The organism is Brevibacillus schisleri (assembly GCF_055685845.1).
In genome coordinates, this window is the sequence record NZ_JBVNDM010000001.1 from 1,380,996 (window position 1) to 1,400,430 (window position 19,435).

General features: G+C 43.2%; 20 protein-coding genes and 2 pseudogenes. 13 read left to right on the forward strand and 9 right to left on the reverse strand.

The window, feature by feature from the left end:
* Positions 1–106 precede the first annotated feature (106 nt).
* The gene (locus ACUUHJ_RS07100; RefSeq protein WP_172141946.1) at positions 107–259 is read right to left on the reverse strand and encodes a hypothetical protein; all 153 of its coding nucleotides are present in this window, start codon (positions 257–259) and stop codon (positions 107–109) included.
* Positions 260–333: 74 nt separating this feature from the next.
* Complete coding sequence (locus ACUUHJ_RS07105; RefSeq protein WP_472298536.1) at positions 334–2,328, reverse strand: serine hydrolase; 1,995 nt, start codon at positions 2,326–2,328, stop codon at positions 334–336.
* Positions 2,329–2,600: 272 nt separating this feature from the next.
* Here ACUUHJ_RS07105 and ACUUHJ_RS07110 point away from each other — a divergent pair, with 272 nt between their 5' ends.
* From ACUUHJ_RS07110 to ACUUHJ_RS07145, 8 genes and pseudogenes are all read left to right on the forward strand, one after another.
* Entirely contained in the window at positions 2,601–3,188 is a 588-nt protein-coding gene (locus ACUUHJ_RS07110) for a sensor domain-containing protein (protein ID WP_289676644.1), read from the forward strand.
* Positions 3,189–3,192: 4 nt separating this feature from the next.
* Positions 3,193–5,000 (forward strand): annotated as a pseudogene (locus ACUUHJ_RS07115) (response regulator).
* 201 nt (positions 5,001–5,201) lie between these two features.
* Positions 5,202–7,922 carry an S-layer homology domain-containing protein gene (locus tag ACUUHJ_RS07120; RefSeq protein WP_472298537.1) on the forward strand — a complete coding sequence of 907 codons (2,721 nt, stop codon included), beginning with the start codon at positions 5,202–5,204 and terminating at the stop codon, positions 7,920–7,922.
* Between the two features lie 342 nt (positions 7,923–8,264).
* The gene (locus ACUUHJ_RS07125; RefSeq protein ID WP_472298538.1) at positions 8,265–8,888 is read left to right on the forward strand and encodes a hypothetical protein; all 624 of its coding nucleotides are present in this window, start codon (positions 8,265–8,267) and stop codon (positions 8,886–8,888) included.
* A 432-nt stretch (positions 8,889–9,320) separates the two neighbouring features.
* Entirely contained in the window at positions 9,321–9,905 is a 585-nt protein-coding gene (locus tag ACUUHJ_RS07130) for a hypothetical protein (RefSeq protein ID WP_472298539.1), read from the forward strand.
* Positions 9,906–9,922: 17 nt separating this feature from the next.
* Positions 9,923–10,816 (forward strand): nucleotidyl transferase AbiEii/AbiGii toxin family protein, encoded by an 894-nt coding sequence (locus ACUUHJ_RS07135; RefSeq protein ID WP_472298540.1) that lies wholly within the window; start codon positions 9,923–9,925, stop codon positions 10,814–10,816.
* Between the two features lie 143 nt (positions 10,817–10,959).
* Positions 10,960–11,496 (forward strand): GMC family oxidoreductase N-terminal domain-containing protein, encoded by a 537-nt coding sequence (locus ACUUHJ_RS07140; RefSeq protein WP_472298541.1) that lies wholly within the window; start codon positions 10,960–10,962, stop codon positions 11,494–11,496.
* Positions 11,493–12,149 carry a GMC family oxidoreductase N-terminal domain-containing protein gene (locus tag ACUUHJ_RS07145; protein WP_436406351.1) on the forward strand — a complete coding sequence of 219 codons (657 nt, stop codon included), beginning with the start codon at positions 11,493–11,495 and terminating at the stop codon, positions 12,147–12,149. The genes ACUUHJ_RS07140 and ACUUHJ_RS07145 overlap by 4 nt, the downstream gene beginning before the upstream one ends.
* A 176-nt stretch (positions 12,150–12,325) precedes the next feature.
* On the opposite strand, the gene ACUUHJ_RS07150 is transcribed toward ACUUHJ_RS07145, so the two are convergent.
* Both ACUUHJ_RS07150 and ACUUHJ_RS07155 read right to left on the reverse strand, forming a co-directional pair.
* Positions 12,326–12,757, reverse strand: a complete 432-nt coding sequence (locus ACUUHJ_RS07150; RefSeq protein ID WP_289676650.1) for a DUF1259 domain-containing protein — start codon at positions 12,755–12,757, stop codon at positions 12,326–12,328.
* A 52-nt stretch (positions 12,758–12,809) separates the two neighbouring features.
* Positions 12,810–13,235, reverse strand: coding sequence for a DUF1259 domain-containing protein (locus ACUUHJ_RS07155; RefSeq protein WP_289676651.1), 426 nt, complete (start codon positions 13,233–13,235; stop codon positions 12,810–12,812).
* A 219-nt stretch (positions 13,236–13,454) separates the two neighbouring features.
* Here ACUUHJ_RS07155 and ACUUHJ_RS07160 point away from each other — a divergent pair, with 219 nt between their 5' ends.
* Both ACUUHJ_RS07160 and imm47 (ACUUHJ_RS07165) read left to right on the forward strand, forming a co-directional pair.
* Positions 13,455–13,610, forward strand: coding sequence for a pentapeptide repeat-containing protein (locus ACUUHJ_RS07160; RefSeq protein ID WP_354142417.1), 156 nt, complete (start codon positions 13,455–13,457; stop codon positions 13,608–13,610).
* Between the two features lie 24 nt (positions 13,611–13,634).
* Positions 13,635–13,925, forward strand: a pseudogene (gene imm47 / locus ACUUHJ_RS07165) (Imm47 family immunity protein); the annotation flags it as partial.
* A gap of 181 nt (positions 13,926–14,106) precedes the next feature.
* On the opposite strand, the gene ACUUHJ_RS07170 reads toward imm47 (ACUUHJ_RS07165), so the two are convergent.
* The 5 genes from ACUUHJ_RS07170 to ACUUHJ_RS07190 all read right to left on the reverse strand — a co-directional run bounded on the left by ACUUHJ_RS07170 (position 14,107) and on the right by ACUUHJ_RS07190 (position 17,434).
* Positions 14,107–14,601: a FixH family protein gene (locus ACUUHJ_RS07170; RefSeq protein WP_472298542.1), complete on the reverse strand. Its 495-nt coding sequence runs from the start codon at positions 14,599–14,601 to the stop codon at positions 14,107–14,109.
* Positions 14,598–15,977 carry a PepSY-associated TM helix domain-containing protein gene (locus ACUUHJ_RS07175; protein ID WP_436406352.1) on the reverse strand — a complete coding sequence of 460 codons (1,380 nt, stop codon included), beginning with the start codon at positions 15,975–15,977 and terminating at the stop codon, positions 14,598–14,600. The genes ACUUHJ_RS07170 and ACUUHJ_RS07175 overlap by 4 nt, the downstream gene beginning before the upstream one ends.
* Positions 15,978–16,066: 89 nt before the next feature.
* A complete protein-coding gene (locus ACUUHJ_RS07180) occupies positions 16,067–16,306 on the reverse strand; it encodes an IS3 family transposase (RefSeq protein ID WP_289676654.1) in 240 nt (79 codons plus the stop codon).
* 32 nt (positions 16,307–16,338) lie between these two features.
* On the reverse strand, positions 16,339–16,461 hold the full coding sequence (locus ACUUHJ_RS07185; protein ID WP_289676655.1) for a transposase: 123 nt from the start codon (positions 16,459–16,461) through the stop codon (positions 16,339–16,341).
* A 136-nt stretch (positions 16,462–16,597) separates the two neighbouring features.
* Entirely contained in the window at positions 16,598–17,434 is an 837-nt protein-coding gene (locus ACUUHJ_RS07190; RefSeq protein WP_289676656.1) for an MBL fold metallo-hydrolase, read from the reverse strand.
* A 219-nt stretch (positions 17,435–17,653) separates the two neighbouring features.
* Here ACUUHJ_RS07190 and imm47 (ACUUHJ_RS07195) point away from each other — a divergent pair, with 219 nt between their 5' ends.
* From imm47 (ACUUHJ_RS07195) to ACUUHJ_RS07205, 3 genes are all read left to right on the forward strand, one after another.
* A complete protein-coding gene (gene imm47 / locus ACUUHJ_RS07195; RefSeq protein ID WP_472298543.1) occupies positions 17,654–18,184 on the forward strand; it encodes an Imm47 family immunity protein in 531 nt (176 codons plus the stop codon).
* Positions 18,185–18,312: 128 nt separating this feature from the next.
* Positions 18,313–18,744, forward strand: a complete 432-nt coding sequence (locus ACUUHJ_RS07200; RefSeq protein WP_472298544.1) for a hypothetical protein — start codon at positions 18,313–18,315, stop codon at positions 18,742–18,744.
* 112 nt (positions 18,745–18,856) lie between these two features.
* Positions 18,857–19,309, forward strand: a complete 453-nt coding sequence (locus tag ACUUHJ_RS07205; protein WP_081437224.1) for a Dps family protein — start codon at positions 18,857–18,859, stop codon at positions 19,307–19,309.
* The last annotated feature ends 126 nt before the right edge of the window (positions 19,310–19,435 follow it).

Genomic DNA, 19,435 nt, shown 5'->3' on the forward strand with positions numbered 1-19,435 from the left:
ACTTTCTGTCATATGACAATTTGTCACTGGCTCATACGCAGGTTCCGGAGCAGATGAAAAGACTGCCGAGTTTCTCGACAGCCTTAAAGTGGGGAGAGAGTAGTTATTAATCTTTCAGCTCAGTAATCACTTTTGAGGCGCGTTTTTCATCAGGGGTAGGGAACATTTGAAATTGATGCTGAAGCTCGATTTCCTTCTCATTCAAGTCACTTGAAACTTTTTGCTCAGCTTGTCCCCTGTGTTTATCGCTATTTTCCACGACCAGTCACCTCCCTCAAAGGAGTAGGGTATACAACAAGTCCCTACTTTATCCCAAAAAGAGGAAAAGGATGCTTATCGTTTAATCGGCAATGAATAGTAACCAAATGCTAAGTCAAGCAAGGCACTGGCTTCTTGACGCTTCAGTAAATCTTTTGCGCGGAATGTGAAAGAGCCATCTGCGTTTACCTTCGTGTCAGGATCGACGATGCCTTGTGAAACGAGAGCAGTGATCGCATCTTTTGCCCATGCGTCGGCTGTGTCTTGCAGCGTCACTTTGCTGGTTGCTACAGGTTCAAGCTGCTTTAAATTTTGGATCATGGCAGCAGCGACTTGTCTTGTGATTGGTGCCGATGGGTTCAAATTAGGGATGCCCGCGGTCAATTGCTGTCTAAGCACGTCTTCCATCCCGGCCAATACGTTATGGCCTTCTGCTTTGATCAGGGCGTCAGCAAATTCGCCTTGTGTCATGGTCCCTGTAGGATCAAATTTATTTCCTGATTTCGCTCCCATAATGGAAAAGGCGCTGAGGTTGTTGATATGGGTCTTATAGCTGCTAGTGTTAGGGACGTCTGAGTAGGTCTTTTCCATTTCCATTTCCATTTTTTGTGAATGGGCAACAAGGCTCAAGCCATTCATCGTTGTATAATAGAAGTATTTGATGTTACCGTTTTTGTCTTCCTTGAACGAGACTTTTTCGCCTGCCTCATCTTCAAATAGCAATGGGCGAATCATTCGTAGCTTTTGTTTTCCTGTTGCCTCACTCTCAAGCACGAGTGATCCATTCTCATAGGTAATAGAAGTGCGTGTCCAATAGGCACGCGTATTTCGATACAGCCCGAAATATTTTTGCGCATCCGCTTCACTCAAGGTCATGTAAACAGGCTCAGCTTTTTTTTCTGTTTCTGGGAAATAATGATCCATGAATTCTTTGTAAATATCAGCGCTAATCATTGAATCATTGTTGTAGGACATGAAAAAGCCGGTTTTATGTTCCGGGATCAATACCATCAGGGAAGAATGGCCTGGCATGTTTCCGCCCTTCAAAACAACATGCTGACTATTTGTATACTCTGGAAAATAGTTTTCAAAGCCTACGGTTGTGATCGGGATGTCATCCGCGAAAACCTGGTGCGTATGCATCAAATCCAAGCTTTTCTGGCTGACGATTTCCTTGCCGTCAAATTTTCCGTTTTGCAGCTGCATGATCATGTACTTTGCCATGTCTTCTGCGGTTGATATAATGCTTCCCTGCGGACCATCAGTTGGAGCGTGTCCTTCTAGCGGACGTTGCTCGCCATTAAGATCGTAATTGGCAGCCATTCTCTTCATGAGCTCAGGCTTCAAACGTACACTGGTCGAGGCCATTCCGAGAGGCTTGAACACTTTTTCATCCATATACTGGGCAAAGGGGATTCCACTTGCTTTTTCCACGGCGTAGCCAGCGAGTAAGAAACCGGTATTATCATACGTATAGGCTTCGCCAGGTGGTCGGATGATAGTCGGCATGTGCTTTGGAAGGAATTCATCCATGGAGATGTCCTGCCCGATGTATTGTGGACCGGTAAAGGTAGTTTCGTCCGGCAATTCGAAGCCGGGTGTGTAGGTGAGCAAGTCGTACATGGTGACTGGTTTTCCTGTCTTATTCGGAATTTTTAGCCCACCGAGATATTCCTCTATATTGGCATGCAGGTCAATTTTACCCGCATCGACTTGTTGCATGGCAGCCAAGGCGGTAAAGGTTTTCGTTACAGAGCCAATTTGGAACACCGTGTCTTTATCAACAGGGATGTTCTTTTCCTTGTCAGCAAAGCCGTAGCCTTTGTTCACGATGACTTTGCCATCACGGACGACAACAAAGCTGGAACCAGCCACATTATATTCTTTCATTTTTTTTGCAAACAGTGGATCGGCAAACGCTTCTATTTCTTTGGCATCCATCGGTCCTTGGGCAGCAATGGAAGCAGTTTGAGTGGATTCAACAGCACCGAGCGACTGCGTGCATGCGGAAATCAAGGTTGTGGAGAGAAGAAAAACGACGAGACTCATTTTTTGTATCACTTTTTTCATGTGTGATTCTCCTTTTTGTGTTGGCAACTCGTTTTGGCGCACCGACTCTGAGAGTGAGTGCTTGAGCACAGTATGGCAAAGCTCGTGTCATACTCGGTAGTTACTTCTTGTCATCACTTTTCCGACTGACAAAATGATTTTGATGAAATGACAGGACTTAGCCTGTCATATGACATTTTGATACTGGCTCATGTGACGCGCAGTGGTTTACGGTAATGGCAGACCATCATCATCGTGTCGGAAAAGATATAGATAGGAGAGAATTAGCTTAAATGAAAAGAGCGATCATGCGGAACGTTCAAAATGTTATCTTTTTGCTGTATACATTTGTCTCGGGAGTATTTTATTTATGTTTTTACTTGGTCAGTATCGTGCTTGGCCTGGCCTTGTCATTTACCGTAGTGGGAATTCCGTTGCTCACCAATGTGTTGCGTACAACTCAAACCTTTGTCCAGCATGAACGTATTCAGACGAAGATTTATACCGATATTTCCATAGAACCGTTGGCAATGAGAGAAAGAGCAAAGGGAAATCAATGGATGCAGGCAAAGGCGGAATTATTGAATGTAAGAAACTGGATATCCGTTTATTGGCTGATGAAAAAATTTGTCCTAGGCTGTATCTGCCTGGTGATAGGAGTACTCATCTACATTGCACCCGTATGTTTTGCGATCGTACCGTTGTTCTATCCTTTCATGGAGATACATTTTTTCGGGAGCGTAGTGGATTCAGAGCTGAAGGCATTGCAAATCATGAGTTTAGGATTCATACTCATGATCGGATGCTCCAAGCTAGGGAACGGTCTGGTACAATTAGTTGGTGGGTACACCCGCTTGATGTTCAAAGCAATTAGGAGATGATGGTTTGTTAGATATCGTGAAACAATGGGCCTGGTATGACTGGGTGATGTTTTTTTACGTCTGATCGTTTGCTTTTCACTCACCGTTACGACTGTAAAATTTGGAGATTATATCACGCTACCCTTATGGATGGTTATACTTTGGGAAATGATGGTGTTTTCCGTCCCGTGGATTTGTTTAATGCTGAGCTATCGTTACTATCTGATAGCAGAAATGCTCTTGTTTGGCGGATTATCGATTTATCTCACGTCTATGTTTCCGGAGGCGTACCTTACTTTATTGATGCCTGCTTTTTTGATTGCCGCCAATAGTGCGGAGAAATCGTTTCGCTGGTCGGCTCCCATTACGATTGTTTTTATCCCACTGGTGATTATGTTTTTTTCTCGTGCATTTGATGTCTTCGTGATTTTTTCGCAAGTCGGGCTTGCTTATGCGATAGGGTTTGCTTTTCATTTGCTCATCGTCAACCATCGGCAAAATGAAATTATTCGCAAGCAAAACAGTGTGCTGGAGCAATACCTCACCCAAATCGAGAGAGTGACTCTGCTGGAGGAGCGGGATCGGCTTTCCAAGGACCTGCATGATACGATGGGGCATTCCTATGTCTCGATCATCATGGGGATGGAAACCTTGCGTCAGGATATAGCGTCGCAGGAAGGGTTGCAAAAGCTCGAATCCCTCTTGCAGCTTGCACGAAAAGGCATGAAGGAAGTGAGAGGGTACTTGCACCAGATGGGGTCACCGCAAGAGACTCTTCCCTTGGGTCATTCGCTGAGGCAGCTTGCGGAGGAGTTTCAGACACATGCAAAAGTGAATGTGCGATTTCGTGCGATTGGAGAAGAGCATCCTGTTAGTAAGCAGGTGAAAATGACCTTGTTTCGTTGCTTGCAGGAGTCATTGACGAATGCCGTACGCCACGGGCACGCTACGGACATCGTCGTTTCCTTGCATTTTGAGCAGCAACAGACGAGGCTGGAAGTACAGGATAACGGTCACGGGGTAGAAAATTGGGAGGATGGCTTCGGGATCACGACGATGAAAGAGAGGGCGGCTCATTTGCAAGGAAGAGTATCCGTATTCTCAGAGCGAGGAGAAGGAACGCTCGTTACTTGTTTGGTGCCGAGGATGGTCGAGAGCGCCGACGAAATCATTCGTTTGGTTATCGTAGATGATCACTCGTTTATTCGGGAAAGCTTGCGCTCGATACTCGAGGGACAGCGGGACCTGCGGGTAGTCGGGTTAGCCGAGGATGGGGCGCAGGCTGTAGAGCTGTGCGAGGAGCTAGAACCAGACCTAGTGCTGATGGACTTAGAGATGCCGAATATGGACGGGATTACTGCGACAAAACGAATAAAGGAAAAATGGCCCGGTATCCGTATTCTTGTCCTGTCTACGTTTCAGGATACTGAAAAAGCCAAGGAAATTATGCGTAGTGGTGCAGATGGCTATCTCTTGAAATCGATTGAATCACGCGAGCTAGCGGAAACAATTCGCCTCGTCCATCGCGGCGGTACGATGATTGCTCAGGACCTGTTTCATAAAATGCTGGATGGACAGCCAGTAAACGAACAGGAAGATTTGCTCGTTGCGCCGAAACAAAGCGAAAAAGACGAGAATGCTTATGGTTTAACGAAGCGGGAGCAGGAGATTTTGCAGATGCTCTCCCAAGGCATGCGCTATAAAACAATCGCTTCCAAGCTGTATTTGTCAGACGGGACCGTGAGAAACTATGCATCTGCTCTGTATGACAAGCTCGGAGTGCGGAATCGGGATGACGCGGTACAAAAAGGGAAAATGGAAGGACTTCTGTAACGTGTGATAGCCAGGGAGAGTAGGCCCTGGTTTTTTTGCTTTTTCCTGTCCTAATAGATGGAGGGCCAATGCATTCTGCTAAAAAATAGTAGGTTTATTGTAAATATTTCTTGTTCTGTTAATATGAAGTTTGGTGAAAAATATGGTAATTGGAAGACAGAGCAAAGAGATTATCGGGGAGATATTTGGTGGAGGACAACTATGAAACGATTGATGGCAGCATTGTTAAGCCTTGTGTTAATCCTGACGGCCCAATTTAATACGGTTCAAGCCAATGGGAATGACACAAGAGTTGATTACGAACAGCAATATACACGTATCGGGGAGGATTACCACATCCTTAACGATAATGTGCTACTGTCAAAAAAAGATGGAACCGTATGGTCTTGGTACATCTATGGACATCCTCTTAGTTCTTCAGATCCATTCTATAAAGCCAAGAAGATGCAAATTCCGGGCTTGCAGAATGTGAAGGAGATGACAGTCAAAAGGAAGTCGGCCCGGGGAAACTATATTGTTAACTACGCGGCCCTAAAAAATGACGGAACGGTGTGGTATTGGGACGCCGCCCCCGGCACTACTCTTGAAACAAGTACGACTAGTGCTCCGAAGCAAATCAAAGATTTGAAAAATGTAACGTCACTAGTCGCGAATTATAATAGTGCCTACAAGGTCTTGTTCGTACTAAAATCAGACGGTTCCGTATGGAGTTTAGGAAGTGAAATAGGTACCACGAAGGGGGCTTCAGCCGTTCCAGTCCGAACCAAGCTGCTAGATGATGTCGTATCCATAAAAATGGCTGCCGGCATCGTATTCGCTTTGAAAAAGGACGGTACGATTTGGAGATGGAAGGCAAATTCGTATCTACCGAATAACCGCTCGAAAAACACAAGTCCAGAGCTGATGAACGGATTTGCTGATATCGTCAAGATAGAGCCTGGCATTTCTACCAGCTATGCCTATATGAAAGATGGCACTGTCTTGTCTTGGCCAACTGCTGACACGAAAAAATATCCTTTGTATTTACATGCAGCAAAAGACGCGAGAACGATCGTGCAATTAGACTCCATGAGCGATCGGAATATCGATAAAACGTATGCCTTCCGAGAAGACGATCAGCTTTGGTCAGTGGACAGCAACGATAAAGTTTTCCCAGAGTTTACGAACATCGCTTCTATATACCAAAATGACTATTCCCCACAAGTTAGGTATTACTATGTATTAAAAAAGGATCAGACTTTGTGGGCTTGGGCAGATTCGATTGCCTTGCCGAAGTTAGTTGTTTTCATGGATGAAACGGTAGCGCGTAATCGTTCAGAGAAAGCAGACAATCCAGCAGCCGAACGCCCTGGGACAGCAGACAAACCAACGGGCAATCGCTCTGGAACAAATGCCCAGGCTGTGATACGAACCACGCCGGAAATGAGTCTCTATCCGTATGTCACGATGCTGCAACCTGGCGACAAACAGTTCATTGCGGTAAATAATTTGCTTCCTGGGACAAAAATGACGTACACCATTGACGATCCGAGCATAGGAACCTTAGCGAATGTGAATGGTACACAAGTCGTAAAAGCGAACAAACCCGGGCAGACCATTGTGCGGGCAACTGCAAGCAGAGCTGGTTCTCCGGACGTGACTGCTTACTTTTTGTTGTACGTCGTCGACAGTAATAGGCTGTCCGAGACGTATTACACTGCCGTCCAGTCGGTTCCTGTGGCTGACAGACAGCGTCCGTTTATTGTAGAGGGACTGACCCAAGCAGGAGAGCTTGTGATTACAGCCGCAAGCAGCGAAAAGCCGGAGCTTGTTGACGGCCAACTCGTCATCACGCCCGAGTTGATTGACCGCGTAGCTGACAATGCGCGAAAGGCTAAGACTGCCGTGGAGCAGACGCTATCGGAAAACAACATTGCCCTTGCTAGAGAGATAGTCGTGAACGGGGAAGTTTTGTCTTTGCCTGAACAAAAAGGTTTTACAGTCAAACTTTACAAGGATAGCTTCACGAATCGTAAGGATGTCGACTATCTTACCGTTCATACGGGGGATGCGAAACTGACGTTTAACCTTGCGACTGTAAATCGCCTGTTCGGCTCGCTCCCGGTTATCGTTATTCGCTTGGTCGAAAACAATAACGGCGGATATCACGTACAATTTTTAGATGAGCAAGGGCAGGAGCTTTCGAACGTATCAAGCAACATCGGGCTCGTTTTGCCTGCAAATCAGGCGGACGCGACACATACTAGCGTATTTTATACGAATGGGAAAGTAACGCAGCCTATCGGAGGAAAGTTCAATCCGTACAATAACGGCATGGAAGCCGAAATAAACCGTTCCGGAACCTATTTCGTGGACGATAACACAAAATCGTTCCCTGATCTTGACAATAAGGATCCTGAGTTACAGCAAGCCGTACAGTTTCTGGGATCGAAAGGAATCGTAACCGGGAAAGAAGATGGCAACTTTGAGCCCGATTCACCGCTTACCCGTGCAGAGTTCACGGCTATGCTTGTAAGAGCTTTTTACGCTTTGGACGAAACGGCGACGGAGAGCTTTTCAGACGTGAATTCGCCGCAGTGGCATGTTCCATTTATCGCATCCTCCGAGAAAAAGGATATCGTCAAAGGTTATCCGGACGGCACGTTTAGGCCGGATCATACCATATCCCGGGAAGAAATGGCTGCGATTGGTGCAAGATCATTACATGAAAAGAAAAATTATTACTACCCTTCGAATACGGAGGACTACTTGAGTCAATTCACAGACCAACACACGATTTCCGAGTGGGCGAGACCAACGATGGCTTTGGCTGTGAAGCAGCGCTTGATCGATGTCCCTGCTGATAAACAGATTAGGGCCGGCGAGGCTGTTACTCGCGGGGAAGCTGCTCGAATGCTGTATCGACTATATTTACAGCTTTGATACTGTTAATAAAATGAGAAAGGCTTATTCAAACTTGAATGATGAGGGAGAATGAGCCTTTTTGCATGACCCTTGGCGAATTTGAAACAACAATGAGTCTTAGTATCTTTGTCGCTGAAACAATTCGATGATCTTATTACAAGAAAAACCTTGTTAGTAGAAAAAATTGAAGAGAAGCCAACTGCCTATCATTTAGATAAGATAGTTTAAGTGGAAATTTTCAAACCAATCTCCCAAGAAATTTGACAGGTATTTTCAAAAAGTTGTATAGTAAACTACCAAATGCACCCAAAATATACATTACAATTCTCCTATCAAAACTCCACGAGGAGGAACGACACGATGGAAATGTCTATCACAAGAGGTCTGTCAGAATTAAAACTACTCGATAAACGAATCCAAAAAGGAATCAATGAAACGACTTTCATAACTTCGGCTATTGGACCTAAGCCAGTATCTGGTTACACGTCAACAGAACTATATGTGGAAACAACAGAGCGAAACTACCAATCCACCATTGATCTAATAAAAAGAAGACAAAAAATTAAGTCGCTTATCGTCGAATCCAACGCGAAGACAATGGTAACGATCAGTGGCAAGAGAATGACAGTAGCCGAAGCAATCGAGCGAAAAACCTCCATTCAATATGAGAAATCACTGCTGGAGAAAATGAGAAGGGATTACAACCACGCTGTCACGCAGGTTGAAGAGAAAAATGAAGAAGTACAGCTGCGATTAGAAAAGCTGCTAGAAGCAAACTTTGGCAAAGATTCCAAGGTGAAGGATACAGAAATGGAGGCGATCTCCAAACCGTTTAAAGAGCAGAATGAAGCGAAGCTCGTAGACCCATTGAAATTGAAAGAGAAAATGGATACGCTTAGTAAAGAAATTGACGAGTTTGAGTGTGAAGTCGATTTTATTTTAAGCGAATCCAATACGATTACCAAAATCAATCTTGTGGATTAACAGTCGTGTAATTTGCTAATCATTTGAATAGCGGATAAACGAGAGTCCCTTGCCTAGTGGGTTAACTAGGCCATCCTATAATTATTTGGCGAATATGAGGATGAAAGCTCAAAGATGAGAGCTCAGCTTTCAAAACTTACGTCTCAAAGCTCTTTAGGCTCAAAGCTCAGGACTTAGGCTTTAAGACTCGATGAAATCTTGGGGCATTGGTCCATAAAAGTACACTCTCTGGACTTTTCAGCAACCACCAAGCTAAATGGTTAGCAACTAGCACTCATACAAAGTAGAGATATGTTGAGAAATGATTTTCAACGTACCTCTACTTTTTTATTTAAACGAAACGGTTAAGAAATAGAAAAGTTATGACGATACAAATAGGAAGAAAAGGAAATGAATTGAATGTGCCATACAAGAAAGTCAGGGAGTGAAGCAATGGAATTTGAGTTTCATGTTACCTTCAACGATCTCCAACTTGATGAAAAGGAAGCTTTTATCGATCTTTGCCAATCGCAACAAGTGAAACCGGTCATGATCGTTTTGGATCAGGGAAATTACATCAATCAACCGATGATAACAGGAGTAATCAAGCGAGCAGATTTTCAGGAAGCGAATAAAGAGATGGAAAAGATTGCAGCTACGTTTCAAAACAACGGTTTTACCATCGTTCGAAAAAAAGTAGAGATTTCACCAAAAGAAGAAACGTACTTTTACCAGCCCATCCTAAAAAACTCGAAGCCTTACTTCGAATGGCATGGCAAAGTACAGGTTGATGATGTCGCGGCGTTACGAAATTTATGTGAGGGTCATGGCGGACATATCTCGAGAAACTCTTTGAATGCGAATGGAAAAGTGAGATTTATCACCGTTCGAGAATATGAAAGCCCGAAACAGTTTTATGACCGAGTAGAAAAGATCCATACCATTTTGCAAGCAAATCAGATCGTGCTAATCAAAGAACAGTACGAACTATGCATTTATGACAGCCGGGAAGAACTGGACAGCGGCTGGATTTCCTAATGAGTAGAGGGAGGATCATGATGATTACATACGACGATGTAGCAGAGTTGGAATACGAGGCGAGAGAGCTCATTGTTTTGGAAGCACTGTTGAGAAGAATTGCTCTTGTGAATATGCCCTTTGTATTAAAAGGCAGTCTTCTAACCAGACAATATTTGGACAACCGAGAGATTCGGGACGCGAATGACATCGACTTATTGTATGCGGGGAAGATCAGGGACGTTGAACATGCCCATGAAGTATTTACACAATGGATGATCCAAGTAACCGAAATGGATCTGAACGACGGCGTGGTGTTTAGAAGTTTTCGAAAAAATGCATTTTGGAGATATATCGATTACGCAATGGCAGATGATTTTCCGACGATCAATACGGATATTGCCTATTATTTCACAGGTCAAACAAGGGAAGCGAATGACTATAACGAGCTTGATCTGGATATTTCGTTTAACCTGGAAATGGATGCAGAACCGGTTCCGCTACAGTACCAACCTGCCATTGGGGAAAGCTTCTTGGTTCCGTACACTGTGCCCCTGTCCATCCAGGTTGCTTGGAAGCTGCATCAAACGATTGTCAGGCCGAGGTTTAAAGACTTGTACGATTTGAAATTTTTACTTTCCCACCCGTCCTATGACAACGATGCGCTCAAGGAAACATTACAGGCGCTCGTGAACGAATGCAGTATCGATCCATCTATTAAAAAAGCGGATATGAAAAAGGTGCTGGTCGATGATTTACAGCACATATACGATTCATTATCCTACGATTACGACCTGAGAAAATATGCGGGCAGCATGGATCGTGGGCTTTATTTTACGCAGTTCGTCAGTGATTTGCGTAAAAAGATGGATTTTGCCGGGATTAATGGGTACGCGTTTGAAAGTTTGCCAAGTCCAACATCGAAAAAATAGAAACAGCATAGGAAGTGAAGTAGGCTTATTCCGTTTATCGTGGTAGACGGAATGAGCTTTTTTAAATCATTCACCATCATCATTCATGAATAATACCCTACATTAACCCAATTTCCTTTAGATCACATATGGGAAAATCACTTTTGATTACATTGTTGTGGGCACCGGTCCAGCAGGATCTGTTATTGCAAAGAAAACTAACGGACGATAAAAAAACATCCGTTCTCGTATTGGAAGCAGGAGAAAATAATGATAGGGACACGCCAATTAGCAACTCAACATTTGCTTTAGAGCTGGAGGAGATGTATCTTCCTCAATATTTTTGGCAAGGAGAAGGAGTACCTCAGGAAAAAGTAAATGAACGAAGTTTTGAATGGACGACGGGGCGATTATTGGGTGGAGGCACCTCTATTAACACACAACAGTATGTAAGACCTACGTCAGCAGTTTTTCAGCAATGGGAGAAGCTGCTGGGGCCTCTTTGGTCACCAAAGAATGCAACTCGCACTTTCCGAAAAATGGAGAATTACAATGGAAAGACAAACAATAAAGAGGCTCGTGGCTATAAGGGATTGATCGACATTCGGCAAGCACCTGAAAATCCAACACCCATGTCCAAAAAATTAGTGTCAGCCATCGAGAAAGTGCTTCCACCGCTTTTCTATCATCGGATATCATGACTACTGCTGGTCAAGGAGCCAATTGTCGAAAGCTGCAAGTTTTCTTTAAATCAACGGTTCTTCGGGTGTTATTTAAGAATAAGCGAGCAATTGGCGTAGAATTTCTCAAAGAGGGTAAATGCGTGCGAGCCTACTCTCGGAAAAAAGTAATCATCTCAGCAGGCATCAATAGTTCTCAGCTTCTAATGCTTTCTGGAATCGGTCCCGCCAAAATGCTTAAGGACGAAGGAATCCCGGTTGTTTTCGCCAACCCTCATGTAGGCAAAGGTCTTAGAAACCACACGCTCAACTTTGCTGAGTTTAGTGCCAATCCGAAAGATAATCCATTGCCTGAGGATGATCCAAATGCGCTTTTTACAGGTGGGGCCTTTTTGCCAGATCCCACTCCAGGCTCAAACAAAACTCGTCGGGCAGTCCAACTGATTGGAATTGGCTCAAAAGGGAAACTGACGGTCGCTATCCTTTTCCTAAAACCAAAAAGCCGTGGTTCCATAAAAATCCAAAGCAATGATCCGTTGAAAATCGTGCTGGCTGATGATTCGATTATTCCATTCACAGTGGATGGCAACACGTCTGCACCAGCCTACCTGATTGGAAATACAATTACACAGCAACTCGTGAAACAAAACGCGCGAGACAATAAGAAAAGGTGAAAGTAGTAACGAAAATGATAATATCCCGTGAATCCGCAATTGTACGGAGATTCAGGGGATACTATTCGTGGATTGCCGTTTTACGAAATCTCGGGCTTTTGGTTTGAAACTGAGCGGCAGTCTTGGACGATATTACCACGTCATACTGCTGCTGTTTTCTGTATCAATACCAATGATTACCCCAAAAACGCAATAGAACGCTTCACTTTCCTGGCGAATGCAATGGGATTATCGATCGACTCCCAATGAATATACATAAGACGCGGGTTGTCAAAGAGCCAGTGATTATGGACTGCTGTTACCTTTATCCCGTTTTTGCGAAGATTTGACAGCAAACGGTTTACTTGGTTTTGGAAGAGAGCCGTTTCCCCTAGACATAGTGCACGTCCTGAACTGTTCAAGGATTCGAATGAGAACAATTGATAGCGGACCAACGGGGATGTTGTTTTTCTGCCTAATATGGACGCATTGAATATTCTATTTCTGGAAACGAAACAGACGGGACCTCGTGTAATTTCATGCTCAGTTCCACCTAAAATGGCTGAAAATCGGTTACACAGTCTTCTAAATTGGGGACTTGCCTTTGCTTTTGCCTTTGCTTTGCCCATATTCGTCATCCTTTCGATTATGATGAAATGAAAACTTCATGGCTCCACCATGTTAACCCAGGAATGCGATGGACTCTTTGGTTTTCCTGGCGAATACGATAGGATTCTCTATCGCTTCCCAATGCATATACATTAAGCGCGGATTTTCTTTTAGCCAGTGGTTGTGAAGTGCCGTCACTTTAATCCCACGCTTGCGGAGATTCGACATCAAGCGGTTCACTTGATTTTGGTGAACGGCAGTCTCTCCCAAACAAAGGGCACGGCCCGACCTATCAAGGGATTCAAACGAAAACATTTGAGCTCGAACTAAAGGGGAAAGCGTTCGTCTTCCCAAGATTGTTTCTCGAAGATTTGCAAGCCGCATGACAAAACAAACCGGCCCACTCTCAACTTCCGACTCGCCCCCTAATATTCTTCCAAATCGGGTACAGAGCCTTTTGAATTGGGGGCTAACCTTCGCTTTCGCTTTATGCGCCATAGTAATCCTCCTTTTGTCAATCTAGAAATAGCTTATGATTGACAGTAAAAAGGGAAATGAGTAATTTGTGGTTTTTTTATATGAAAAAGACACAGATTTCATTCTAGGTCCTAGTTGTTCTCCCTAAGCACACTTCTGATGATTTACTCGTAGAGGGGGTTATAGGATAAATATCATGATGATGCCGATCTTAGTTATGCTGACTTGACATGAGCAAATTTGAGCTACGCCAACTTTTCTCATGCTAATCTGAAAGGTGCAGTCCTAGATGGAGCGCTTCTCTATAAAACACGATTTGTAGATGCAAAAGGAGTTGAGGAGTGGGTAGTGCAGAATGATATCCACACAGCAACGTACATCAAAAAGCCACGATAATGGACTGAGGACGGTGAATAGGGAATGGAACAAAACACCAGCATTTCAAACAACATTTGGTTTGGGCAACCATCATCCTCCAGCCCATCTACTATAAAAGAAAACCTGTTACGTGCAACCACAGAGCACGAAGCCTTATTTCATCTGATTGAACTATTCAAATTGGGAGATTTCACGCAAAAACGACTACTTATTCAGCTCATGAATTACACGAATGACGAGGCTCTATTAAACCTGTGTATTAGAGTGTTTTGCTCCATCTCAACACACGAAGACTTGAGAGATTCCAATCATCTTCTTTTTCTTGGAGGGGTACCGCCAGCAAAACGCAGATTTACAACGTTAAGGGATCTGTCCCAAAAGTAGCCGGTTTTCAAGCAGGCCGCAAGGATTTACAGCCCCCACCGAAGTCCCTATGTTGGACTTTGTACAGACTTTATAGAGAATTCGAAAAGAAAAAAGCCGGGATTTCACCCGACCCTCAATAGATATTCTGTTAATGGTGCTCGTGATTTTGTTCTGGATCTTGTTTTTTTACCGAGTCAATTTCTTCCGTTATTTCACCTACAATGAATTGCTTTGTTGGCATTATTCTAGAACCATTTGCACTTGCATTTACTTTGACATAGTATACACCTTCTTTATCAATTGTTCTCTCTACGGTATACACTCCGTTGTCAACGTTAGTGGCAGCAATGGTTTCATTTTTGTTGGAACTATCCTTTTTCCAGATAGTAAAACGAACTTCCTCCGCATCATCCACAACTTTCCCGTTTTGATGAAGAACTGCTTTAAACAGCTGTGGTTTATTCAGTAAAACCGGATGAGGCACAGAAATATCTATTTCAAGGGGTTTTTCTTGCTTGTAAAGACTAACTGCCTCTTTATCTACCGAACATGCGGTTAGGAATAAACTGAAAAGCAAGATGGAAAGAAATTGAACGTAAATTTTCACTCGTTTATTACCGCCTTTGCTTCGTAACATTATCATGCGTTAAGGTATCTTTTGAAAATCGGGACTCGTTGAATAATAAGCCAATCAATCAAGTAAACCAGGATCAGGGATAATCCAATTAACGGAAACAATATCCCGAAGAGTGCAATGATAACGACTAAGCCTTTCATTTTCTTTAATTCCGGTACTTTTGGTGCTCCTATATGACCATTTGGTTTACGTTTCCACCACAGGATAAAACCGCTGACAACAACGCCCACAATTCCTATACAAACCAAAAGACCGATAAGTTGATTGGGGAGCCCGTACTCTAATCCTTTGTGAACAGTAATCCCCCATGCCATCAATTTGCCTATCGGCTTATAGTTATCATATCGGTAATCCGCTAATACAGCTCCTGTGTATTGGTCAATGTGTATGGTTGCTTCGTCTTTGGCTTTTGGCGGAAAAACAGATAACGTGTAGACCCCTTCTGGCTTTTTCGGGAAAATGACCGTATAACTCGGGTGAATTTTTAAACTGGTCGCAATATCCACAACATCATCAACAGATACCGGAACATATCCCTGGATTTTGGAAGAAGGTACGTCCAGATTTTGAGCATTCCAAGGAACTTCGGCAATTTCTTTTGTCTTTACCGTGGTAGTTGGTGCGCTGCCTACCCAAATAGAAGGGGGGTAGCCAACCCCTGCATTTGTAGCAAGATACTGAACCTTATTCCCCCAAAAACCAGACCAAAGTAAACCCGTTATAACTAAAAAAAGCATACCCGCTGAAATCCAAAATGCTGGAACTGCGTGTAAGTCTCTAATCAGATTTTTTCTGCCGCCTGTTAATCTGGGGATAATAACTCCCCGTATCTTTCCTTGTTTTGGAAACCATAAATATATGCCTGTAGCGATTAAGATGATCGACCAACAAGCAGCCAATTCTACAATTCTGTCCCCCACTGTGCCTAACATCAATTCACCGTGAAATTCTTCAATTTTATCCATCAAACGGTCTTTATCATTGAGTTGACCAATTAAATCACCGGTATAAGGATTCACGAAAACAGTGACGGACTCACCTTTAAGGTTGATTTTAACTTCAGCCGAACGAGTCGCCTCTTCCCCCGGACGATATTTTGTCACTTTTGCTTCGGGGTATTTTTTCATCACTTCATCAATCTGCTTAGAAGCCGGTAATTTTTCATTTTGTGCTTCGACATAGTAATCATCATGATATATCCACTGTTCAATCTGTGGTTTAAATAAGTAAACGGCTCCCGTAACTGCAAGTATAAAAATAAAGGGAGCACAAATAAGCCCGGCATAGAAATGCCATCTCCACATTGTTAGATATATAGAGGGTTTCGTTCCCTTCTGAACCACTGATTTTAACTGTAAATCATTATCTGTTAATCCACTCATGGTTCTGGTAGCTCCTTAATCTATTTATTTCATCTGCAAGGATCATTATATACGCTGATCCTGCCAAACTATATGACCCTTTCGAGCTACTAACCTGTGAAATATTTGGGAATGTTGGCGATCCCCCGATTACTGTCAAAAAGCCCCATAACCTTCATTAATCGATGAATACGTTTGCGGTTTATATGCTGTTCATATTTCTTCTCGATCCATACTTTAATCCGACGATACCCATAGATTCCCCGGACTTTATGAAAACACTCTGCGATCTTCTCCTTTACCTGCTCATCTTCAAGCTGCTTTGGAGAGGTGATGGCTTGCCTTTTCATCCATCTGTAATATCCACTTCTGGAGACTTCGGCTAGACAGAAGGTTCGATACCTAATTTTTTTGCTACGGTTTTATAACCCATTCCATCTCTCAAATATAAATCCACTGCTTTTTTCTTAAAGGCAGCGTCAAAAGTTCTTCTGATTTTTCCCATGAGAAAATCCCCTCATAATAGACAGAGTAAGGTGCTTACTTTTTTCTGTCCACTATGAGGGGATCATATCACAATAGCAAGTCTTAGACTGCCGCTATTGTCATTCAACTAACGTTACTCGTTAGCGTAATGAGTCTCATCTAAATTCAAGAGTTAAACCCACTCCAACCTCCAATACATTCGCCACATTTGATAATGCAATTTTCGATTTCAAATCTGTACAATGACAAGCATGTAAATATTTCGGTTTGACAGTCTGAAAATATTCCACGGTTTTGTTCATCTGATATTCTCCAGGGTTTAGGAGATGAAATCCTCCGATTATATCGAGAATCCTATCGTCTCCACAAACTTTTTTGGCATACTCAATGGTATTGCAGATTCCTGAGTGTGAGCATGCAACAATGATGACAAGACCGTTTTCAGCTTTATAAATCAGTGCAGAATCATCCAGCAGGTAGTCCTCTGAAATTTCGCTATCTCTTACAATTTGTCCAATAGCGTTATCCTCTTCAAAAGGCATAGTCCTTTCAATTTCACCTAGGAAGACCAACTTCTCCGTCAGCCACACCGGCTTTTTTGTGTATTCCAATTTAAAGTGCCTAGTGATTTTCTCAGCAGTTAGCAAACTCCCTATTTCTTCACCATTCAAGAGTTTGCTGTAGAATACATCGGGATGAGCAATAATGGTTGGAAGTCTGAATTCTAAATGTTCAAGTTTCGCTTCAGAAAACATTCGGATGAGCGGATCCAATCCCCAGGTATGATCGTTATGTCCATGTGACAGCGCAACGTAGTCGAGTTTTCTTAAATCAATTCTCATCTTTTCTGAATTGCGAATGAACGCATCTGAGTATCCTACGTCGAACAGTATCCTCTTACCTTCATCTTCGATTAAATAAGAAACAGCTGGCTCACCAACAAAGTAGCGGTCGATATAAGTATTATTATCAACCAGCACGGTTAATTTCATTGAGATATTCTCCTCTTCATGTTGTAAGGTCTAATGCCCCTCCACAAAACCAAGCACTAATATTATACCGAAATTTCTGCCACTAAATGAACAAAACTACCCGTTAGCTTAATGATTTATCGTCAGTCTAATACTTTATTTTTACCAAACAACACCCTTAACGTGGTGAAAACCGGCTATTTTTGTGTCCAGAAGTCCTTAGCGTTGTAAATCTGCGTTTTGCTGGCGGTACCCCTTGGAGAAGGGAACAAAGCGGCAGTGGATACCTTTGCGTCTGAGGCTATTACGACACTTTCCCTTGAAGTCATTCCATATCTGATGGCCTTGCTGGAAGAGTGGGACTCCATTCGTGACACTTCGGTAATGATCAGAGATTCGATTGACTGCTTTATCAATTTCAAAGAACACCTGGGTGATAATGCGACAGTTGATGAGATTGGTGAGTATTACAAAGATTTCATGGAAGATTGCGATGCGGGGCAATATTACTATCATCAAAATTTGTCCTTTCTTGGGGATCTGACAAAAATACTCATGCAAAGGGTATTTATCGCTGCCAATCATGAACAAATGCTCCGAATGGAACTTATTCCATCTTTATTGTCGACTTGGTCAGGTGAAAAAGTACCTGGGGACTACCACACCGTAATCACGAACGAGAATTATAAAGATTATGTAAGCTATGTGAAAGGTCTGGCAAACAAAAAATGGGAGAAGGGTCAAAAGTATTTTTACGGTCATCCACTGTAATTTTGATCGCTGGCCGTGGAAAGGGAAATGGAAATGTTATTACATTCAGATGACGCACAACAAGAAAGAGATAGAACTATATTTGGAAGATATGAGAAAAACTTTAATATTGAAAAGAGGTGACTAGCATGTACAAAGAATTAGATGTTTTCATAACAGGCTGCCAAAATACCGTTGATTATTGGTATGACGTTGGTTGCATAATAGCGTTTGACATGCTAGCAAAGTTTAGCCAACAGGATTGGGAAGACCTGTCCAGTCATGTGCTGATGAAGCCGTTAGAATGGCAGCGAAAACTCGCGTACTGTCTGGACAGTTCTTGTAACGAGCATGAACTGAACATCCTACTATCGTTGCTGGATACGGATGATGAGGAACTTTTCGTGATCTGTGTAGATACATTGAGAAGCTATACGACTCTAGAAGCGAAACAAATGATACGTGACAATCCTGCCATGCTCGTTCGCGTAAATGAATTGCTTCCCAGAGCTGGCGTTGCGACTAGGGGAGTATTAGAGGATTTTCTTGTGAAAATTAAATACGCGGAGCTTATTGAATAAGTAGTACGTTATCAAAAATTAGATGCGGCTCTGTACATGAAAAGAATAGAACCGCCCAATCCACCACATACTACAAACGCTATATCTATACCATGAGAGGTGGAGCGTCCGGATGAGTATGACAATGAGTCGGCCCGTGACCGACGTACTTAATAAACAGGTGGCCAACTGGTCTGTGCTGTATATGAAGCTGCATCATTATCACTGGTTTGTTAAAGGCCCGAATTTTTTTACCCTGCATGAAAAATTTGAGGAGCTATATAACGAGGCAGCGAAAAATGTAGATGCACTGGCGGAGCGGCTGTTAACGGTTGGGGGCAAGCCTGTTTCGACGTTGAAGGCTTGTATGGAGCAGGCATCCATTAAGGAAGCGACAGGTGGAGAGTCTGCGGATCAGATGGTAGAGGCAGTCGTAAGCGATTTTACACTGCTGATCAAAGAGCTCAAAGAAGGGATTACAGCCGCGGAGGCAGGGGACGATGAAGCGACTGGGGATATGTTCTTAGGGATCATGGACAGCTTGCAAAAGCATGTGTGGATGTTGCAAGCCCACTTGGGAAAATAACGAGAAATTCTTTTACAAGCAAAGCTGATGCCATGGGGTATCGGCTTTTTTCCTATGTACTCAGGAAAGCAAAGTGCAGAGCTGGTCTGATTTGGGACAACCCCCTTGTTCCCAAGAGAGACATGC

Bases quoted from the DNA above. Each gene is read 5' to 3' on its own strand.
- ACUUHJ_RS07120 (WP_472298537.1), top strand. From the start codon at position 5,202: ATGAAACGATTGATGGCAGCATTGTTAAGCCTTGTGTTAATCCTGACG.
- ACUUHJ_RS07105 (WP_472298536.1), bottom strand. From the start codon at position 2,328: ATGAAAAAAGTGATACAAAAAATGAGTCTCGTCGTTTTTCTTCTCTCC.
- ACUUHJ_RS07170 (WP_472298542.1), bottom strand. From the start codon at position 14,601: ATGATAATGTTACGAAGCAAAGGCGGTAATAAACGAGTGAAAATTTAC.
- ACUUHJ_RS07145 (WP_436406351.1), top strand. From the start codon at position 11,493: ATGACTACTGCTGGTCAAGGAGCCAATTGTCGAAAGCTGCAAGTTTTC.
- ACUUHJ_RS07130 (WP_472298539.1), top strand. From the start codon at position 9,321: ATGGAATTTGAGTTTCATGTTACCTTCAACGATCTCCAACTTGATGAA.
- ACUUHJ_RS07190 (WP_289676656.1), bottom strand. From the start codon at position 17,434: ATGAAATTAACCGTGCTGGTTGATAATAATACTTATATCGACCGCTAC.
- ACUUHJ_RS07180 (WP_289676654.1), bottom strand. From the start codon at position 16,306: ATGAAAAGGCAAGCCATCACCTCTCCAAAGCAGCTTGAAGATGAGCAG.
- ACUUHJ_RS07110 (WP_289676644.1), top strand. From the start codon at position 2,601: ATGAAAAGAGCGATCATGCGGAACGTTCAAAATGTTATCTTTTTGCTG.
- ACUUHJ_RS07155 (WP_289676651.1), bottom strand. From the start codon at position 13,235: ATGGCGCATAAAGCGAAAGCGAAGGTTAGCCCCCAATTCAAAAGGCTC.
- ACUUHJ_RS07185 (WP_289676655.1), bottom strand. From the start codon at position 16,461: ATGGGAAAAATCAGAAGAACTTTTGACGCTGCCTTTAAGAAAAAAGCA.
- ACUUHJ_RS07205 (WP_081437224.1), top strand. From the start codon at position 18,857: ATGAGTATGACAATGAGTCGGCCCGTGACCGACGTACTTAATAAACAG.
- ACUUHJ_RS07135 (WP_472298540.1), top strand. From the start codon at position 9,923: ATGATGATTACATACGACGATGTAGCAGAGTTGGAATACGAGGCGAGA.
- ACUUHJ_RS07125 (WP_472298538.1), top strand. From the start codon at position 8,265: ATGGAAATGTCTATCACAAGAGGTCTGTCAGAATTAAAACTACTCGAT.
- ACUUHJ_RS07150 (WP_289676650.1), bottom strand. From the start codon at position 12,757: ATGGGCAAAGCAAAGGCAAAAGCAAAGGCAAGTCCCCAATTTAGAAGA.
- ACUUHJ_RS07175 (WP_436406352.1), bottom strand. From the start codon at position 15,977: ATGAGTGGATTAACAGATAATGATTTACAGTTAAAATCAGTGGTTCAG.
- ACUUHJ_RS07200 (WP_472298544.1), top strand. From the start codon at position 18,313: ATGTACAAAGAATTAGATGTTTTCATAACAGGCTGCCAAAATACCGTT.